The organism is Thermoanaerobacterales bacterium (genome assembly GCA_030019475.1).
Classification (GTDB): Bacteria; Bacillota; Desulfotomaculia; order Desulfotomaculales; family JASEER01; genus JASEER01.
Genome location: JASEER010000002.1, coordinates 57,213 through 74,405, shown reverse-complemented (window position 1 = coordinate 74,405; position 17,193 = coordinate 57,213). Strand labels below are relative to the sequence as shown.

At 62.6% G+C, this 17,193-nt stretch carries 16 protein-coding genes; 3 read left to right on the top strand and 13 right to left on the bottom strand.

Annotated elements, in window-relative coordinates; genetic code table 11:
* Window positions 1–3 precede the first annotated feature (3 nt).
* From QMC81_00895 to QMC81_00880, 4 genes are all read right to left on the bottom strand, one after another.
* Complete coding sequence (locus QMC81_00895; GenBank protein ID MDI6906028.1) at window positions 4–315, bottom strand: P-II family nitrogen regulator; 312 nt, start codon at window positions 313–315, stop codon at window positions 4–6.
* A 55-nt stretch (window positions 316–370) separates the two neighbouring features.
* A complete protein-coding gene (gene nifH / locus QMC81_00890; protein MDI6906027.1) occupies window positions 371–1,195 on the bottom strand; it encodes a nitrogenase iron protein in 825 nt (274 codons plus the stop codon).
* 176 nt (window positions 1,196–1,371) lie between these two features.
* Entirely contained in the window at window positions 1,372–2,784 is a 1,413-nt protein-coding gene (locus QMC81_00885) for an ammonium transporter (GenBank protein MDI6906026.1), read from the bottom strand.
* Window positions 2,785–2,928: 144 nt separating this feature from the next.
* A complete protein-coding gene (locus QMC81_00880; GenBank protein ID MDI6906025.1) occupies window positions 2,929–3,264 on the bottom strand; it encodes a P-II family nitrogen regulator in 336 nt (111 codons plus the stop codon).
* Between the two features lie 355 nt (window positions 3,265–3,619).
* Between QMC81_00880 and asnB the strand changes: the two genes are divergently transcribed.
* Window positions 3,620–5,464 (top strand): asparagine synthase (glutamine-hydrolyzing), encoded by a 1,845-nt coding sequence (gene asnB / locus QMC81_00875; protein MDI6906024.1) that lies wholly within the window; start codon window positions 3,620–3,622, stop codon window positions 5,462–5,464.
* 144 nt (window positions 5,465–5,608) lie between these two features.
* Entirely contained in the window at window positions 5,609–6,754 is a 1,146-nt protein-coding gene (locus QMC81_00870) for a PRK06851 family protein (GenBank protein MDI6906023.1), read from the top strand.
* A 73-nt stretch (window positions 6,755–6,827) separates the two neighbouring features.
* Here the strand turns inward: QMC81_00870 and QMC81_00865 are convergent, their stop codons facing one another.
* Window positions 6,828–7,820 carry an NADH:flavin oxidoreductase gene (locus QMC81_00865; protein ID MDI6906022.1) on the bottom strand — a complete coding sequence of 331 codons (993 nt, stop codon included), beginning with the start codon at window positions 7,818–7,820 and terminating at the stop codon, window positions 6,828–6,830.
* A gap of 299 nt (window positions 7,821–8,119) precedes the next feature.
* Here QMC81_00865 and QMC81_00860 point away from each other — a divergent pair, with 299 nt between their 5' ends.
* A complete protein-coding gene (locus QMC81_00860; protein ID MDI6906021.1) occupies window positions 8,120–8,719 on the top strand; it encodes a VTT domain-containing protein in 600 nt (199 codons plus the stop codon).
* A 38-nt stretch (window positions 8,720–8,757) separates the two neighbouring features.
* Here the strand turns inward: QMC81_00860 and QMC81_00855 are convergent, their stop codons facing one another.
* The 8 genes from QMC81_00855 to QMC81_00820 form a co-directional block, all read right to left on the bottom strand.
* Window positions 8,758–9,789, bottom strand: a complete 1,032-nt coding sequence (locus tag QMC81_00855) for a hypothetical protein (protein ID MDI6906020.1) — start codon at window positions 9,787–9,789, stop codon at window positions 8,758–8,760.
* Complete coding sequence (locus tag QMC81_00850; protein MDI6906019.1) at window positions 9,773–11,983, bottom strand: DUF1156 domain-containing protein; 2,211 nt, start codon at window positions 11,981–11,983, stop codon at window positions 9,773–9,775. The genes QMC81_00855 and QMC81_00850 overlap by 17 nt, the downstream gene beginning before the upstream one ends.
* A gap of 8 nt (window positions 11,984–11,991) precedes the next feature.
* Window positions 11,992–12,669 (bottom strand): hypothetical protein, encoded by a 678-nt coding sequence (locus QMC81_00845; GenBank protein MDI6906018.1) that lies wholly within the window; start codon window positions 12,667–12,669, stop codon window positions 11,992–11,994.
* Window positions 12,670–12,740: 71 nt separating this feature from the next.
* The gene (locus QMC81_00840) at window positions 12,741–13,067 is read right to left on the bottom strand and encodes a metalloregulator ArsR/SmtB family transcription factor (GenBank protein ID MDI6906017.1); all 327 of its coding nucleotides are present in this window, start codon (window positions 13,065–13,067) and stop codon (window positions 12,741–12,743) included.
* Between the two features lie 61 nt (window positions 13,068–13,128).
* Window positions 13,129–13,581 carry a cytidine/deoxycytidylate deaminase family protein gene (locus QMC81_00835; protein MDI6906016.1) on the bottom strand — a complete coding sequence of 151 codons (453 nt, stop codon included), beginning with the start codon at window positions 13,579–13,581 and terminating at the stop codon, window positions 13,129–13,131.
* A 63-nt stretch (window positions 13,582–13,644) separates the two neighbouring features.
* Window positions 13,645–14,577: an ABC transporter permease gene (locus QMC81_00830; protein MDI6906015.1), complete on the bottom strand. Its 933-nt coding sequence runs from the start codon at window positions 14,575–14,577 to the stop codon at window positions 13,645–13,647.
* Window positions 14,574–15,656 carry an ABC transporter permease gene (locus QMC81_00825; GenBank protein MDI6906014.1) on the bottom strand — a complete coding sequence of 361 codons (1,083 nt, stop codon included), beginning with the start codon at window positions 15,654–15,656 and terminating at the stop codon, window positions 14,574–14,576. The genes QMC81_00830 and QMC81_00825 overlap by 4 nt, the downstream gene beginning before the upstream one ends.
* Window positions 15,653–17,182 (bottom strand): ABC transporter ATP-binding protein, encoded by a 1,530-nt coding sequence (locus QMC81_00820; protein ID MDI6906013.1) that lies wholly within the window; start codon window positions 17,180–17,182, stop codon window positions 15,653–15,655. Before QMC81_00820 ends, QMC81_00825 begins: the two co-directional genes overlap by 4 nt.
* Between the last annotated feature and the right edge of the window lie 11 nt (window positions 17,183–17,193).

The following is a 17,193-nucleotide window of genomic DNA, read 5'->3' as shown; positions in this document are numbered from 1 at the left end:
TCGTTATAATCCTTTGCTCCCGGTCCGCACCGTGTAGGCCTCCTCGACCGGGCTGACGAAGACCTTCCCGTCGCCGAAATTGCCCGTATGCGCCGCCCGGCTGATGATTTCGATCACCTCCGCGACGTTTTCAGCACCGGTGACGAGGAGGAGCATCACCTTCGGAAGCTCATCGTAGTAGATGTCACCTATCTGGATCCCCTTTTGTTTGCCGCGCCCGACCACGTCCAATTTGGTAAGCGCCACGTACCCGGCCGCAGCCAGGGCATCGACCACCTCTTCCGCCTTTTCCGGTCGTACGACGGCACGGATCATTTTCAATGGCTTCGACCTCCTCAACCCAAAATGTTAAAGTGTCGTCCTACTCGCCCTAATCCAAAAGCCCGTATTTTACCACCAACTCCTCCATTTCGTCCATGCTCATCGGCTGCGGGATAACAAACCGCTCGTTTTCGATGATCCTCCGCGCCAGTTCCCGGTACTCCCGGGCCTGATTGCAATCCGGGTCGAACTGGACCACGGTCTGACGATTGAACTCCGCCTTCTGCACGATGTTATCCCGGGGTACGAAGTGGATCATCTGCGTACCGATTCTGGCGCAGAACTCCTCCACCAGTTCCCTTTCCCCGTCCACGTTCCGGCTGTTGCAGATGATGCCACCCAGGCGCACGCCGCTCTGCTCGGCGTATTTGACCATCCCGCGGCAGATGTTGTTGGCCGCGTACAGGGCCATCATTTCGCCGGAGGCAACGATGTAAATCTCCTGCGCCTTGCCTTCCCGCACCGGCATCGCAAAACCGCCGCAAACCACGTCGCCCAAAACGTCGAAGAAGATGAAGTCCAGGTCAGAAGAATAGGCTCCCACTTCTTCCATTATATTGATGGCGGTGATTACGCCGCGTCCGGCACACCCCACACCCGGTTCGGGCCCTCCTGATTCGACGCACCTGATCCCGCCGAACCCGGTCTTGACGACCCGCTCCACGGTCACCGCCTCCTGTCCCAGTTCCCGGAGGGTGTCCATCACCGTCACCTGCGGCTTACCCCCCAGGACGAGGCGGGTGCAGTCGGCCTTGGGGTCGCACCCGTGGATGAACATCCTTTTGCCGAAGAAGTGGGCCATAGCCGCCGCCGTGTTCTGCTGGGTGGTCGACTTGCCGATGCCCCCCTTGCCGTAGATGGCCACCTTGCGCATCATAACGCTCCTCCTTTGTGGTGGGATTTGGGCCAGGGAAAAGAAAGGCCCCTGCCGGGGGATGAGAGAGGGGTCTCTGTTCCCCGGCAAGGGCCCCTTCGCCCTGTTGGGAGCGGAGCAGGCCTTGCTCCGCCGTCTACATTGGTATATCAGACACCAGGCGCGGCACCGGAGCCTCAGGCCTTTTGCGGCACCGATGCCCCGGAAGTAACCGCCGCGCTCGCCTTGACGGCGCCGGCCGCCAGGGCGGAGCCGAGGGCGAAGTCGTCCGAGTAACCGCTCTCGCCGTGCTGCGTGACATCCAGCCCGGTCTCTTCGTCCTCCTCGGACACCCGCAGCGGGACGATCAGGCCGACGATCTTCAAGATCACGAAGGTCGCCAGGGCGACGAAGGCCCAACTGGCCACGACGGCGATGAGCTGCGTCACCAGTTGCCCGGGGTTGCCGTCGAGGAGGCCGCTGCCCAGCTCATTGACCGCCTTGACGGCGAAGACGCCGGTGGCCAGGGCGCCCAGAGTGCCACCGATACCGTGGATGCCGAAGGCGTCCAGGGCGTCGTCATAGCCCAGCGCCCGCTTCAGGACACTGACCGCCAGGTAGCAGAGGACCCCGGCCGCCAGGCCGATGATCACCGCCGGGACGACGCTGACGAAGCCGGCGGCGGGGGTGATGGCCACCAGGCCGGCCACGCAGCCGCTGGCCGCGCCGAGGACGGTCGGCTTGCCCTGCCGCAGCCATTCCGTGACCACCCAGCCCAGGGCGGCGGCCGCCGCGGCGGTGTTGGTGACGACGAAGGCGCTGGCCGCCAGGCCGTTGGCCGCCACGGCGCTGCCGGCGTTGAAGCCGAACCAGCCGAACCACAGGAGCGCCGCGCCGAGGACGGTCAGCGGCAGGTTATGCGGGGGCATGGGCCGCTTGCCGTAGCCCTTGCGCTTCCCGAGCACCAGGGCGGTCACCAGGCCGGCCACGCCGGACGCGATGTGGACCACCGTGCCGCCCGCGAAGTCCAGGGCGCCCAGGTTGCACAGCCAGCCGTCGGCGGCCCAGACCCAGTGGCACAGCGGGTCGTAAACGAAGGTCGCCCAAAGGACCAGGAAGAGCAGGAAGGCCGAAAAGCGCATTCTCTCCGCCAGCGCCCCGGTAATCAGGGCCGGCGTCAGGATGGCGAACATCATCTGGAAGGCCATGAAGGCCTGGTGAGGAACCGTCGTGGCGTAGGTGTCGCTGGGCGCCTGGCCGACCCCCTGCAGGCCGAGCCAGTCGAGGGAGCCGATAATATGCCCCACGTCCGGCCCGAAGGCCAGGGAGTAGCCCCACAGCACCCACTGGACGGAAATGACGCACAGGGCAATGAAGCTCAGCATGACCGTGTTCAGGACGTTCTTGCGGGAGACCATCCCGCCGTAGAAGAGGGCCAGCCCGGGGGTCATCAGCATGACCAGGGCCGCCGAGACCAGGACCCATGTCGTGTCGCCGGTGTCGATCGCCGGGCCCTCCTCCGCCGCCCAGGCCGCCAGCGGGGTCGCCAATAGCAGCAGGACCGCCGGGAGGCCGCGGCGCAACCCGCGCCTCAAGAGGGTATGCAGCATCTCACTCGCTCTCCTTCCTTAAGCAAATGCCGCCAGGGCAGATAATGAGCAGGAAAAGTGCGTTCTGCAGTTCAACAGAAAAGCGCCCTGCGGGGAGAGAGCCTTCGGCCTCTCTCTTTCCACAGGGCGCCCTCGCCCGGGTGACTAAATCGCTTTGTCACCAGACTCACCTGTACGAATGCGGACCGCCGTTTCCACCGGGTAGATGAAGATCTTGCCGTCTCCCACCTCACCGGTGCGCGCGGCGGCGATAATGGTTTCTACGACCTTGTCGGCCGCGCTGTCCTGGAGAACGATCTCGATCTTAACCTTGGGCAGCAGCTTGATGTACTCGGCGCCCCGGTAGATCTCCCGGTGCCCCTTCTGCAACCCGCAGCCCAGGACATCGGTCACCGTCATCCCCTGGATGCCGAACCTGTTCAGGGCCTCGGTGACCGCCTCCAGTCTGCTGGCCCGGATGATGGCCTCCACCTTTTTCAAAGAGCGTTCCCTCCTTCCGCCGCTTTCGGAGGGGGGTCGCGACCTCCCAGTGTCCCGGGAAAAGAGAAGGCGCCCTGTTCGCTCAGGACGCCTTCATCGGCCTTTGATACAGCGTTGTATCTTTATGCTCTGATTATACTCGGACGGCGGGATCTGTCAACCACTTTTTTCTCCGGCATCGGAAAGGAAATATTTGGCCCGTGGGAATATCCGCCGTTTATGCGCAAGAGGGGCGCCCGCCTTCATAGGATGTGAGTAACGACGGAGTCAAGCGATGACCCATGGCAAGGGCGCCATGAGTGTACCCCACTCATGGCGCCTCTTGTTTTCCGGAGCAATGGAGGGATGGAGCGTAATGTGCGGGATCGCGGGTTGGATCGACTGGGAACTGGACCTTACACAGGAGAGGGATGTCGTGGAGGCCATGGGCGCGACCCTGGCCTGCCGCGGGCCGGATGACGGTGGGATCTGGCTTTCGCCCCATGCCGGCCTGGCCCACCGGCGGCTGGTGGTGGTCGACCCGGCCGGCGGGGGCCAGCCGATGGTCCGCCGCCGGGGTAAAGACGCTTTTGTCATCGTCTATAACGGTGAGCTTTATAACACACCCGACCTGCGACGGGAACTGGACGTGCGGGGGTATACCTTCCAGGGACACTCGGATACCGAAGTACTCCTCACCGCCTATATCGAATGGGGACCGGGATGCGTCGAACGGCTGAACGGGATCTTCGCCTTCGGCGTCTGGAGTGAGAAGAGCCAAAGCCTGTTTCTGGCCCGCGACCGGCTGGGCGTGAAACCCCTTTTCTATGCGAAGCGAGGCCATGGCCTGCTCTTCGGTTCCGAGCTGAAGGCCCTCCTCGCCCACCCGGCGGTCGAGCCGGCGGTGGACGCCGAAGGGCTGGCCGAGATCTTCGTCATGGGCCCGGGGCGTACACCGGGACACGGTGTCTTTCAGAACGTCGCGGAGGTCAAGCCGGGGTGCTGGCTTCTTTTTGACCGGAAGGGCCTGCACCACCACCGCTACTGGACCCTTGAGAGCCGGCCCCACGGGGACGGTCTGGAAGCCACCGTCGCCCATGTCCGGGATCTACTCCGGGACACGGTGGAACGGCAGCTCGTCGCCGATGTCCCGGTCTGCGTCTTGCTCTCCGGGGGACTGGACTCCAGCGCCGTCACCGCCTTCGCCGCCGAAGCCTTCACCCGGGCCGGTTTCGGAGCGGTCCACACCTACTCCGTCGACTATGCCGAGAACGACCGTTACTTCGCCCCCAACGAGTTCCAGCCGGACGCCGACGCTCCCTGGACACGCCGGGTCTCGGCCTTTCTTGGTACACGCCACCGGACGGTCCTGATCGATACCCCCGAACTGGCCGAGGCCTTAAAGGTGGTGGTCCGCGCCCGGGACCTGCCCGGGATGGCCGACGTCGACTCTTCGCTGTATCTCTTCTGCCGGGAGGTGAAGCGGGAGGCCACCGTCGCCCTCTCCGGCGAGGCCGCCGACGAGGTCTTCGGCGGCTACCCCTGGTTCCGCCGGGAGGAAGACCTGAATGCTGACAGCGCTTTCCCCTGGGCACGGATGACGCGGGAGCGGGCGCGCCTGCTCTCGCCCGAGCTGGCCGCCCTTATCCGCCCGGAGGAGTATATGGCCGAACGCTACCATGAGGCCTTGTCCGAGGTGCCCCGCCTCCCGGGGGAGGACCCCCGCGAGGCGCGCATTCGCGAGATTTCCTACCTGAGCCTGACCAGGTTTATGCCCACGCTCCTCGACCGCAAGGACCGCATGAGCATGGCCGTCGGGCTGGAGGTCCGGGTGCCTTACTGCGACCACCGCCTGGTCCAGTATGTCTGGAATGTCCCGTGGGTGATAAAAAGCTGTGACGGAAGGGCCAAGGGTCTCCTGCGGCGGGCGCTGGCCGGCGTCCTCCCCAACGACGTTCTGGGGCGACGCAAGAGCCCCTACCCGAAGACGCATCATCCGGCCTACCTGGACGCTGTCCGCAACTGGGTCCTGCGCATCCTCGAAGACCCCGCCTCGCCCCTGCGGTCTCTGGTCAACGTGGAGGCCGTACGGGATGTCGCCCGCTTGGCGGAAAGCCTTAACATCCCCTGGTACGGCCAGCTCATGACCGGCCCGCAGCTGCTGGCCTACCTGGCCCAGGTCGACTTATGGCTCCGGGAGTACGGGGTGGTCATTCGATGAGTCGCCCAAGGAAGTATCATCCATGACCCTATCTTCCTTTCCGGTGAAAGGTTCGGCAACGTTCCTCATAGGAATTAAGTACCTACTACTACCCGGATGGAGATAAAGATACGAACGGCGGACACCGTAAAGGAGGATTATGCAATGCCGAGAGGCGGGTTAAAGAAAGTTTTCCCGGGCGGCAACACCTGCAAGGGTTTCTACTCGTATTACGACCACATCATCACCCCCGACGCCACCCGCATCCTGGTCATCAAGGGCGGGCCGGGCGTGGGCAAGTCGACCTTCATGCACTGGATCGGCGAGGAAATGCTCCAGCGCGGGTACGACATCGAGCATCACTGCTGCTCATCCGATAACGGCTCCCTGGACGGAGTGGTTATCCCGGCCATCGGCGTCGCGCTCATCGACGGCACCGCCCCGCACATCGTCGACCCGAAGAACCCCGGAGCGGTGGACGAGATCATCCATCTTGGGGACTACTGGGACGAAGGGAAGCTGAGAGCCGACAAGGAACATATCCTGGCCGCCAACCGGCGGGTGGCGCGCCTTTTCCGCACGGCCTACAGCCAGCTCGCCGAAGCCAAGGTCATCCGCGACGAGATGGAGAGCTACATCTCCGAATGCACCGCTTTCGCCAAGGTCAACCGGGCCGTCGCCAAGCTGGAACGCGAGGTCTTAGACGCCGCCCCGGCACAATACGAGCGTTTCCCGACGGTCCGGCACCTCTTCGCGACGGCCATCTCCCCCGAGGGGGTGGTCCACCACATCGAGACCCTGCTGCCCGAAAACGGGCGGCTCTTCCTGTTCAAGGGCTCACCCGGCAGCGGCCGGGCAACGGCTCTCGCCCGCTTGGCCCAATACGCCCAAGGGCGGGGGCTGGACACCGAGGTCTATCACTGCGCCTTCATCCCGGAGGAGATCGAGCTGCTGGTGGTCCCGGAGGTCCGCGCCGCCTTCCTGAAGCAGACCGAAGAGGTGGACTTCAAACCGCCGGGGAACGGCCCGGCGGTAACCGAAATCGACTTCGACCGCTGGGTGGACCGTCAGGCCCTGGAGATCTATATCGCGGCCCTGATGGACGCCGGAAGCCGCTTCCGTGCCGCCCTGGCGCGCGGCATCGACTACATCCGCCAGGCCAAGCTGACCCACGACTATATGGAGGGCTTTTACGTGCCGGCGATGGACTTCAAGGCCATCGAAGCCCGGCGTGCAGAGACCCTGCGCCGCATCCTGAAATGGGCCGAGGAGACGAAGGTGAACCACCTGCCGCGCGTGAGCGCGCGGTAGAAAGAATATCAGGTTAAAGGGGCCGCCAAAGGCGGCCCCCTGTGATCTGCGGTGGCACCCGGGACGGATGGCGCTACCCGTTGACAACCGTTTTCGCCTTCAGGGCCCACTCCGGGTCCGCCAGCAGGGCGCGCCCGATGCCCACCAGGTCGGCGATACCTTCTTCAATGACACGGTTGGCCTGCCGCGGGTCGCCCAACCCACCGGTGACCATCACCGGGACATTAACCACCGGCTTGACGGCCTCGGCCAAATAGTTGAAAAAGCCGGTACCCGTCTTCGACGATGCGCCGCACATGCCCCCCGAGAGGTCCAGGACATCCACCCCCGCTTCGACCAGCAGGGGAGCGGCCCTGCGGGCGTCATCGGTCGTTATGCCGCCCGCCATCTGATCATCCGCGCCGAAGCGGTAAAAGATACAGAAAGTCTCCCCCACAGCCTGCCGCACCGCCGCGACCACTTCCCGCGGAAAGCGCAGCCGGTTCTCAAACGAGCCTCCGTATTCGTCGTCGCGCCGGTTGGTCAAGGGAGAGAAGAACTGGTTGAGCAGGTACCCGTGGGCCCCGTGGATCTCCACCATGTCAAAGCCGGCCTCCTTGGCGCGCCGGGCGGCGGCGGCGAAGGACTCCCTTATCGTACCCAGCTCATCCTTGGAAAGTTCCTTCGGTACCTCGTTATACCGCTTGCTCGGGTGAGGCACCGGTGATGGGGCCAGCGGCTGATGGCCGAGCACCTCGCTGCTGGTATTGCTGCCGGCGTGGGTAATCTGGATGCCGATCTTTGCCCCCCGCCGGTGCACCTCGTCGACCAGTCTCCTTAGCCCCGCGACCAGCGCATCATCATGAATGCCCAGTTGTTTTCTGCCGGCGCGCCCCGAAGGAAGCACATAGCTGTGCTCCACGATCAGCAGGGCCACTTCGGCCTCCGCCCGCCGTTGGTAGTGGGCGATCAGGATGTCGTTGACGGCCCCGTTTTCCGCACAAAGGTTGTTGGCCATCGGCGGCATAACGATGCGGTTCTTTAAGCTCAGCTTGGGCGTTTCCAATGCGCTGAACAGGTTTGGCATGCCCGAACCTCCTCTGTGATCGCTATTGTTCCCCGGCAATTAAATCTCCACTTAAGGATAAAGGACAAGTATCCTCTTCAATCCCAAAGGATCGCCCTTCCTCCGGCCGTCATCGGCCTGCCGCATTGCGGGTAGGGAGGGTTCCCTAAGGTCCATTTCTCTGCCGACCAGGTTTTTCCTCCTGACGGGCGCCGCAACGGTGGCCGAGATAATTCTGGATGCAGAGAGGTTACCGGGCTTTTCGCCAGAAAGGGTATATAGTAGTAAAAACGTACTCGGCTCCCAAGATGTCAAGGCGGGTGTTTGGTACGGAGTTCCTGTCCGCGGGCTTGGTTCAGGATATCACCGATTTCCTTGCGGCTTACGGCCTGTGGGGCTTGATTGCCCTGACCTTCGCCGAGGCGTCCTTTTTACCCGTGTTCCCGGAGGTTCTCTTCATACCGATGGCCCTCATCAACCCCACCCTCGCCCTCTTTTACGCTTTGGCGGCCACGCTGTCGTCAACCGCCGGGGGGCTTTTCGGGCGCTGGATAGGTTTGAAGGCCGGCCGGCCCTTGCTGGAGCGGCTGGCGTCGGGCCGTAAAGCCCAGCTGTTGGAAAACTGGTTCCAGCGCTACGGCGGGTGGGCCGTCGGCCTTGCCGCCCTCACGCCGGCTCCCTACAAGTTCTTCACCATTGCCTCCGGCGTCTTCGGAGTCGCCGCCCGCCCGGTGATCCTGGGTTCCCTCTTCGGCCGGGGAACGCGCTTTATCGCCGAAGCCCTGGTCATCATGCTGGCGGGGGAACAAGCGGAGGAGTTTCTGGCGCGATACGCGGACGAACTGCTTCTGGCCGGCGGTCTTCTGTTGCTGGCCTGGGTACTGTGGCGGCAGTACCTGAAAAACAGCAAGACAGGATAGAAACCCGGCGGCCGACGTTGTCATCAACCATAAAAAATCTAGGGTTCCCTGGTCCTGAATTCCTTCAGCCCGGTATAATCGACCAGGCGGTCAAGTGTTTCGAGGGTGAAGACTTTTCCGTGCGTTGCTAACAGGAGCTTCCTCATGTCCTCGCGCCGTACCCCAAACCCCCGTCCACCAATACACGCTACGACTTCGAACCGGGGCGAACCGGCTGGCCGCCCCTTAAGGCTGAGTTCCGCCAGGTGTTGGATGCGCGTAACCTTGTCTCGGGCTGTACCATCGTCCTCGCAAATCTTGGCCTCAATGACAACCCGGGGGTTGAATTCGCTGGGTACAATGAAATCCGGTGCCTGGTCGAAACCCTCTATGCGTTCCGCCCTTTTTGTTTTACGGTAGCTGACACCCGCTTTCGACAAAAGATTTTCAATTACCGTTTCCAGCCCATCGCCGATCAATTCCGATACCGAGTCACGATGTCCGGCAAACGGTCGCCCAAGAAAACGTTCGTACAATAACATTGCGTAGGGAACGCCCAACTCTGCCGCCGCCCGAATCCCCTCCGGTCCATTTTTGGTATCCACCTTTTCCAGGCGGTGAATGTGGTTAGGCCCAACCGTAGGGATTTTAGAACTAAGCAGGGCACAGGCAGCGTCAACCATGGCTCTGGCCCACCGTAATCTATTCTTACCTCGGATCGGGTTTTTGGGATCCATACGCACCGCCCGATCTAGAGCCCGGGCGGAACTTTGGGAAACTGCAACATTCGTCCGCTGTGTAGTAAGGTAAGCCCACTCAGAAGGAGTGATACCAATGATGGCCCTTAAGACAATGAGAGCAACAGGTTTCTCCAGAACGGCACTGAACACTCTCTCAGCGGTCAATACACGAAATCCGGACGTAACACGTTTGAGCTTCTCATATGCCTCTTCGAACACGGGATAGTCGATGAATCCGACACCCCGTGGAAGCACCAGAAACTCGGACTCAAGGGTAGAAAAGACCACTGACACAAAGGTATCCAGGTTATCTTTAAGTTCTTGAGGGGAAACCTCAAAAGGGTATTTCATCGGTATCGACCTCGTAAATGGTTGTCGCTTCGTGAGCGGTTGCACGACGGTTTCGCGGAAGTGAGGATAAGGCATCCGAGAGATAGCTCTGTACACCGCCAGGCCCGCCGAGATCGGCAATGGCCTTTGCAATTAAGGTTAACTTCTCCGGTGTCGTGCCATCTTTTTGCCACAAGGCACGCAAGTGCCAGATCGCCAATCGAACCAAGTGGCCGTACGTGATACAACGGATGTCGCCGTGAGTAGGCTTGACGTCACCAGCCTGTAGCTGCTCAAGATCTGCAAGAACCAACCGGGCCAGATCCTCCGGCTTGGTGACAATCGTCCGCCGGGGAACGGAACCGGTCGACCGACAGATAAAGACCGTATCGACGATAGAAGACGCTGTCCCGTTGATATGTATCGAGGCGCCCATTTCGGCCGGGCAGGGGAGGCAAGCAGAGCAGGTCAGGCCTGCGTCCAGAATGGCGACGGCAATAGGGTAATAGGCATCTATTGCGTTATGGTGATAAGTAAACACTAAGGGCGCACCGGGCTTCAGGGCTTGTGCCATGCGGCGGAAAACGGTGCTCATTCCCTCCGTGAAATGGTTTAAGTCCCGCCCCAGGGTCGCATTCCCGGTTAGTTCGTTAGGATCACGCGTTGACATCCTCCGGAAAGCGTCTCCGACGTCTATCGCCAGGCGACGTAACCAAACATAGCAAAAGTCCATCAACTCCGCGTACTGCACATTAGCAAAATACGGAGGGTCCGTAACTACAGCATCAAGAGATGCGGGAGGAATCTCAGCAAGGGTTGAACTCCCGCAATGTAGCCTGACTTCCCGCCTTTCCGCGGGGATGGTTGAATCCCGGTAATCGCCGATCCATTCCCCGGGAATTTTATCCAGTATCTTTCGCCCGTTTTGGTAGCGGATTTCGTAGGGATTTTCGCAATAAGCCTTGGCCCGGGCATACTTGTCTACGATGTTTGACCATCCTCCGCTGCCCACATTGGTGCCCGGTAACCCGTTGGGGATACCCAGCAGATTGGATTCACACGGGATCAAACCCACTGGAAAGCCGTGGACTGAGAAAATGTCCAAGGACTTCAGGGCCATAGTATCGTAGCGGCAGAGCATGTTCTGGTAGCGCAACAGGTCGGATAGGTTAGTCGCCAGGGCATTTCTAACCCGCTCATCGTGTACCTTGGCGATTAACCGGCAACTCAATTCCAAACCCAATAACTGACGCCCGTTAAACATCTCCCGGTACCGCCGGTAACCCCACCGGTGGAGGCGGTCCGTTTCATCACCCGCCGGGATTTCTTCGTCCGGCGTGTACAACGGGGTGGTTTGTGTCCACATAGCTTCTACTTCAGCGTACCGGGATAAATCATCCCCGTCAGGTTTTTTAAAGAATCGCCCTCGATGGTGGGGTTTGCAGGACGGACAATGATATTCAATGGCTACCATACGGTGGGTGGGCGGACCGGCCGCCGGGTTAGGATATGAGTTGATGTGACCGCAATGTGGACAGGTACAACGGTTGTGGCGTGCGGGGCCGCTAACTTGCAACGGTTGCGTGCAGACACGACAGTCACCGGGAGCCTTGCGGTCCGGCACTTCGTTTAACTCCCCACAGTTCCTGCAAATGATTACATTGAGGGGATGCCGCCTGTTTTCAGCCAGCAGGTATCCGGGAAAAAGTTCAAATTCCCGGCCGCATTTTACACAGTGTTGGGTCTTGACCCAGATAAAGTACTTGACATACGCCTCGGGAGAACCGCATTCGAGACAACGGGTCCGATAGAACCTTCCAACCTGTTTTTCAAGCTCCTGGCGAAGTTGCGCCGCCGCCAAGCGGTAGGCGTCAAGATCCAGGCGTTCGATTTCCTGACGGACAATCCAATAGGCCATTGGGTTAATGTCGTAGCCGATGATACCGCAGCCGATGCGGTTAGCCTCAATGAGAGGGGTGCCTCCGCCCATAAAAGGATCTGCCACCCTGATTCCCTCAAGGCGGTGGGGTTGAAAGTAGGTTTCCCTTAATGGTCCCTGGGTGAATTCAGCCAGGAGAAGCGCGCGGAAAAGTGTGCCCGGTCGCCGGGCGAACCACTTGTGGACGGCGATAACCGGGCGGTAATTCTGCTGAATCTGTTTTTCCCGAAGAGCCATAGCGGCTACGAAGGGGATATCAAAGTTCCGTTCAATCATTAGCAGTTCTACAAAAGGGATTGAACACCCTTTAGGTAGTCCTCCAGGGCTTCGATCAGACTCTCGAATTCCTGCGGGTGGTTTTCCGGGTCGCGGAAGCGCTTGTTGATCTCCAGTTGCAGGGCCGGGACGCAAAGCACCTCGCTGGCGAAGCGGGTGACGGTGGCCTGGCCGCAGCCGGAAAATACGCTGTCCACGAAGACCCCGTTGATCTCGTGGCGGCGGAAGGCGTCCAGGAGAGGCGGCAGGATGTCACCCCGCCCGAGGAGGGCGGCGCCCTTGCAGCTGCCGATGTCGATGTCAAAGGATCGCCAGGCGGCGGCGCCGTGGATATCGAGGACCAGCTTGATCCCCCGCTCTATCACCAGGCTTCGCAAGCCTTCCTTATAAGGGCAGTCATCATAGAAGTTGGCGTCCTGGTCGGCATAGGCGGCATGAATGATGGAGCAGCCCGTCAGGTCGTGCAGCAGGCGCACGATCGCCCCGGTGAACTCGTCCTCTTCCTTGGGCTCGTCGTTCGCCCGGCGGAAGTGCTTGACGGCGTGGGGGGCGGAGAGAAGGATGGGCAAGCTGCCCGGAAGAACGCTGTAGGACGGGGTCTGTTCAATCCCGCGGTAACCGTTTGCCTGGAAAAGCTCATCCTCGATCTTGATCGCACCGGCGACGTGCTGGCATCCGTCCGGCATCAGCCCTCGACCTCACAAGCTCGGAATTACATGAGTTTTCGATGACGGGAATCCATATTCCTGTATAAAACCTATTTTCCCCCTGCCTCTTTGAGAACGGCCAGGGTTTCCCGGGCGCGGGCGGCAATCATGGTCTTCAAAAGGTCGAGGATGGTGAATACCTGGGGGTGCCGGACGCGGTACATCATCTTCAGGCCGTCCTTCCGCGAGGCCAGGATATCGAGCTTCTTCAGGACGGCCAGGTGCTGTGACACATTGGACTGCTCCAGGGCCAGTTCTTCCATAATCTCGCAGACACAGCGTTCGCCCCCGCGGAGGGTCTCAATGATGCGCACCCGGGTCGGGTGTCCGAGACCCTTAAGGATCTGGGCCTGCCAGTCGGTAAGACCGCGTTGCATTGCCTCGTTCACCTGCCTTACCCTCGATTACGGGATGTATGATGATATTATTATATATCATTTACTCCGTTCTTGCGAAGGGACGACAGACCACCCCCGCCTCTTCTAGGATGTCCCGGCTGAAATCGTCGGGGTAGCCCTCGGCGTAGACCACCTCCCGCACCCCGAGCTGGACAAGCATCTTGGCGCAGGTAAAACAGGGGAAATGGGTGACATACAGGGTGGTGTCCCGCCCGGACAGACCGGTGATAGCGAGCTGCAGGACGACGTTCTGCTCGGCGTGCAGGGCGCGGCAGATCTCCTGGCGGTGGCCGGACGGGACCCCGAGCTGCTCGCGCAGGCAGCCTCCTCGCTCCGCGCAGTGTAGAAGCCCCGACGGCGGGCCGTTATAGCCCGAAGCGATGGCCCGGTGGTCGCGCACCAGGACCGCCCCGACCTGCCGCCGCAGGCAGGTGGAGCGGCGAGCCATCAGGCGGGCCAGGTCCATAAAGACTTCGTCCCAGGTCGGGCGCATCGATGCTATCACTCCTTGGGGGTATACATAGTTTTAAGTTTGGTGTCTGACCCTTTACTTAAGTCAGCGTTCTTCGCGGTCGTAGGGCAGCCCGAGGGCCCGCGGGGCGCCGATGCGGATCAGGAACCTCTTGCGGGTCACAAGGACCAGGACCCCCACGGTGAAGAGGTACGGCAACATTTTGAGGAAGTAGGGTGCCACGCTGACGTTGAGTGCCTGCAGGCGGAACCCCAGGGCGTCGATACCGCCGAAGAAGTAGGAGCCGGCCAGGGCGTACAATGGGTTCCAGGTGGCGAAGATGACCAGGGCCAGAGCGATCCAGCCCCGGCCGGCGGTCATGTTTTCCATCCAGGTCGGGACGTAGGCCAGGGAGATGTAAGCCCCCCCGACGCCGGCCAGCATCCCGCCGAGGACGACATAGAGGTAACGGGTGGCGAAGACGTTAACCCCCAGGGAGTCGGCGGCCGCCGGGTTTTCACCCACGGCGCGCAGGTGGAGCCCCGCGCGGGTGCGAAAGACCAGGAACCAGAGCAGAGGTGCCAGGAGGTAGCTTAACAGGACCAGGGGGTCCTGGCGGAACAGGATGGGCCCCAAAAACGGGATCTCGGACAGCCCGGGCAGGGCGACCGGCTTAAAGGCCTCCGGCAAAGGTAGGCCGACCAGCGGTTTTCCCAGGTAGCCGGACAGCCCGGTCCCGAAAAGGGTTAACGCCAGGCCGCTGACGACCTGGTTGGCCCGCAGGGTAACGGTCAGGCAGGCATGGATGAACGCCAGGGCCCCCCCGGCGAGGGTGGCGGTCAGCACCCCGGCCCAGGGGTTGCCGGAATACAGGGCCACGGCGAAACCCGCCACCGCCCCCACCAGCATCATCCCCTCGACGCCCAGGTTGAGCACCCCGGCCCGCTCGGCCAGGACCTCGCCCAGGGCGGCGTAGAGGAGCGGCGTCCCCGCCGTCACGGCGGTGGCCAGGAGCGCCACCCAGAAATCTCCGCTCACGTTGCCATCCCTCCCCGGACCAGCCGGAACCGGTAACGCAGCAGGATTTCCCCGCCCAACACGAAGAACAGGACGGCTCCGGTAAGCATGGCCACGATGGCCGCCGGCACGCCGGCGGTTTGGACCATATAGCCGCCGACCTGCAGGCCCCCGAAAAGAAAGGCTACCGGCAGGACCGCCAGCGGGTTCAGGCGGGCCAGGACGGCGACGATGATCGCGGTGTAGCCGTACCCGGGAGAGAAACCGGGCTGCAGACGGTGCGCGAGCCCGGAAACCTCGCTCATCCCGGCGAGGCCGCACAGGGCCCCGCTGACGAGCATAACGAGCAGGATATTCCGCGTGATCTTCATCCCGGCGTAGCGCGCCGCCCGCTCGCTTTCCCCGATGACCCGGATCTCAAACCCCCAGCGGGTATGCTCAAGAATAACATAAAGAATGAGGACGGCCAGCAGCGCGAAGAGCAAACCGGCATGGATGCGGGTGTCCCCCAGGCTCGGGAGGACGGCCCCCTCCGTGAAGGTCGCCGTCAGGGGAAAGTTGAAGCCCGCCGGGTCGCGCCAGGGCCCGTAGACCAGGTAATCGACCCAGAGGATGGCCACGTAATTGAGCATCAGGGAGGTGATGATCTCGTTGACGCCGAGGTAGGCCCGGGGCAGGGCCGTCAGCAGGGCCCACACGCCCCCGGCCGCCAGCCCGGCCAGGACCATCAGGGGCAGCAGCACCCAGGCCGGCTGGCCCGCCAGGGCCAGGGCCACCCCGGTGGCGGCGCAGGCCCCCATGTAGAGCTGGCCCTCACCCCCGATGTTCCAGAGCTGCATCCGGAAGGCGAGGCTCAATCCCAGCCCGGCCAGGCTCAGGGGGATGGCCTTGACTACGGTTTCACTCAGGCCGTAACCGGAACCGAAAGCGCCGCTGAACATCTCTCGGTAGAGGGCAAGCGGCTCCCGGCCGGAAAGGATGAGGAACACCGCTCCCACGGCCAGGGCCAGGACAACGGCCAGCGCCGGCACGAGGACGACCGCCCACGGGGAGGGGGTCAGCTTCTTGTCCCACCGCAAGCGCCACCCGAGGGTGCTCATCCCGCCGCCACCTCCCGCATCGTGCCCCCGGTCATCAAGAGCCCGACCTGCTCATGGCCGGTCGCGGAGGCCTGGAGCACCGGCCCCGCCAGGCGTCCGCTATACAGGACGGCGATCCGGTCGCTTACCCTGAAGATCTCGTCCAGGTCCTCGGAAATCAGGAGGATGGCCGCGCCCCGGCCCCGCTGTTCCTCAAGGATGCTGTAGACACTTTCCGTGGCGGCGATGTCCAGCCCCCGGGCCGGATAGGCGGCGACAATGACCCGTGGACGTGAGGATATCTCGCGTGCGAGTAGCAGGCGCTGCAGGTTGCCGCCCGACAGGAGCCTTACCGGCGCGTCGATGCTCGCCAGGCGGACGTCGAAGTCGGCCACCAGCTGCTCGGCGCGCCGTCGTGCCTCCTTGCGGTTGAGAAAAATGCCGTGGCCCGGCCCCCGGGCACGGTACTCTTTTAAGATCAGGTTGTCCACCGCGGAGAGTCCGGCGGCCAAACCGGTGTGTAACCTGTCTTCCGGAATATGGGCTACCCCGGCGGCGATGAAGGCCCTGGGGCCCTGGTTGGTTACGTCCCGGCCCCCGACAAGAATCCGCCCGGAAACCGCCGGCCGCAGGCCGGTGACGACCTCCGCCAGCTCCCGCTGCCCGTTCCCGGTGACGCCCGCCACTCCGAGGATTTCCCCGGCCGAGAGCGTCAGGTTAAGGTCCTGGAGGCCGGGAAGGCCGGCGTCGTTCAGCACGCGGACGTCCCGCAGTTCCAGCACGGTCTCCCCCCGCGCGGGCAGCGCGCGGACCGCAGGCGGCTTAAGGTCGCGGCCGACCATCGCCCGGGCGAGGTCCCGCTCGTTAAACTCCCCGCGCTTGAAGCCATTGGCCACACGCCCGTGGCGCAAAACCGTGACGCGGTCGGCCAGGTCCATTACCTCCTGCAGCTTGTGGGTGATGATGACCACGGCATGCCCGTTCTTGGCCATCCGCCGCAGGGTAGCGAACAGCTCCCTGGTCTCCTGGGGCGTGAGCACGGCCGTGGGCTCGTCCAGCACCAGCATGCGGCAGCCCCGGAACAGCATCTTCACAACCTCCACCCGCTGCCGCTCTCCGACTGAAAGCTGCCAGACCCGTGCCCGGGGGTTCACCGCCAGGCCGTAGGACGCCGAGAGGCGGGCGATCTGCTCCTCAATGTCCCGCATGCGGGGGACGAAGGGCGTGCGGTCGTCGCCCAGGACAATGTTCTCGGCGGCGGTGAAAGTCTCCACCAGCTTGAAGTGCTGGTGCACCATCCCGATGCCGGCCAGGATGGCGTCCCGCGGGGAACGGAACACAGCCGGCCGCCCGGCGACCAGGATCCGTCCCTCGTCGGGACGGTAGAGGCCGGCCAGGATGGACATCAGGGTGCTCTTGCCGGACCCGTTCTCCCCCAGGAGGGCATGGATCTCCCCCGCCCGCACCGTGAAGTCGACGGCATCGTTCGCGGTTACCCCGGGGAAGCGCTTGGTGATTCCTCGCATCTCGACCAGAAACTTGTCCACGTCACGCCCGT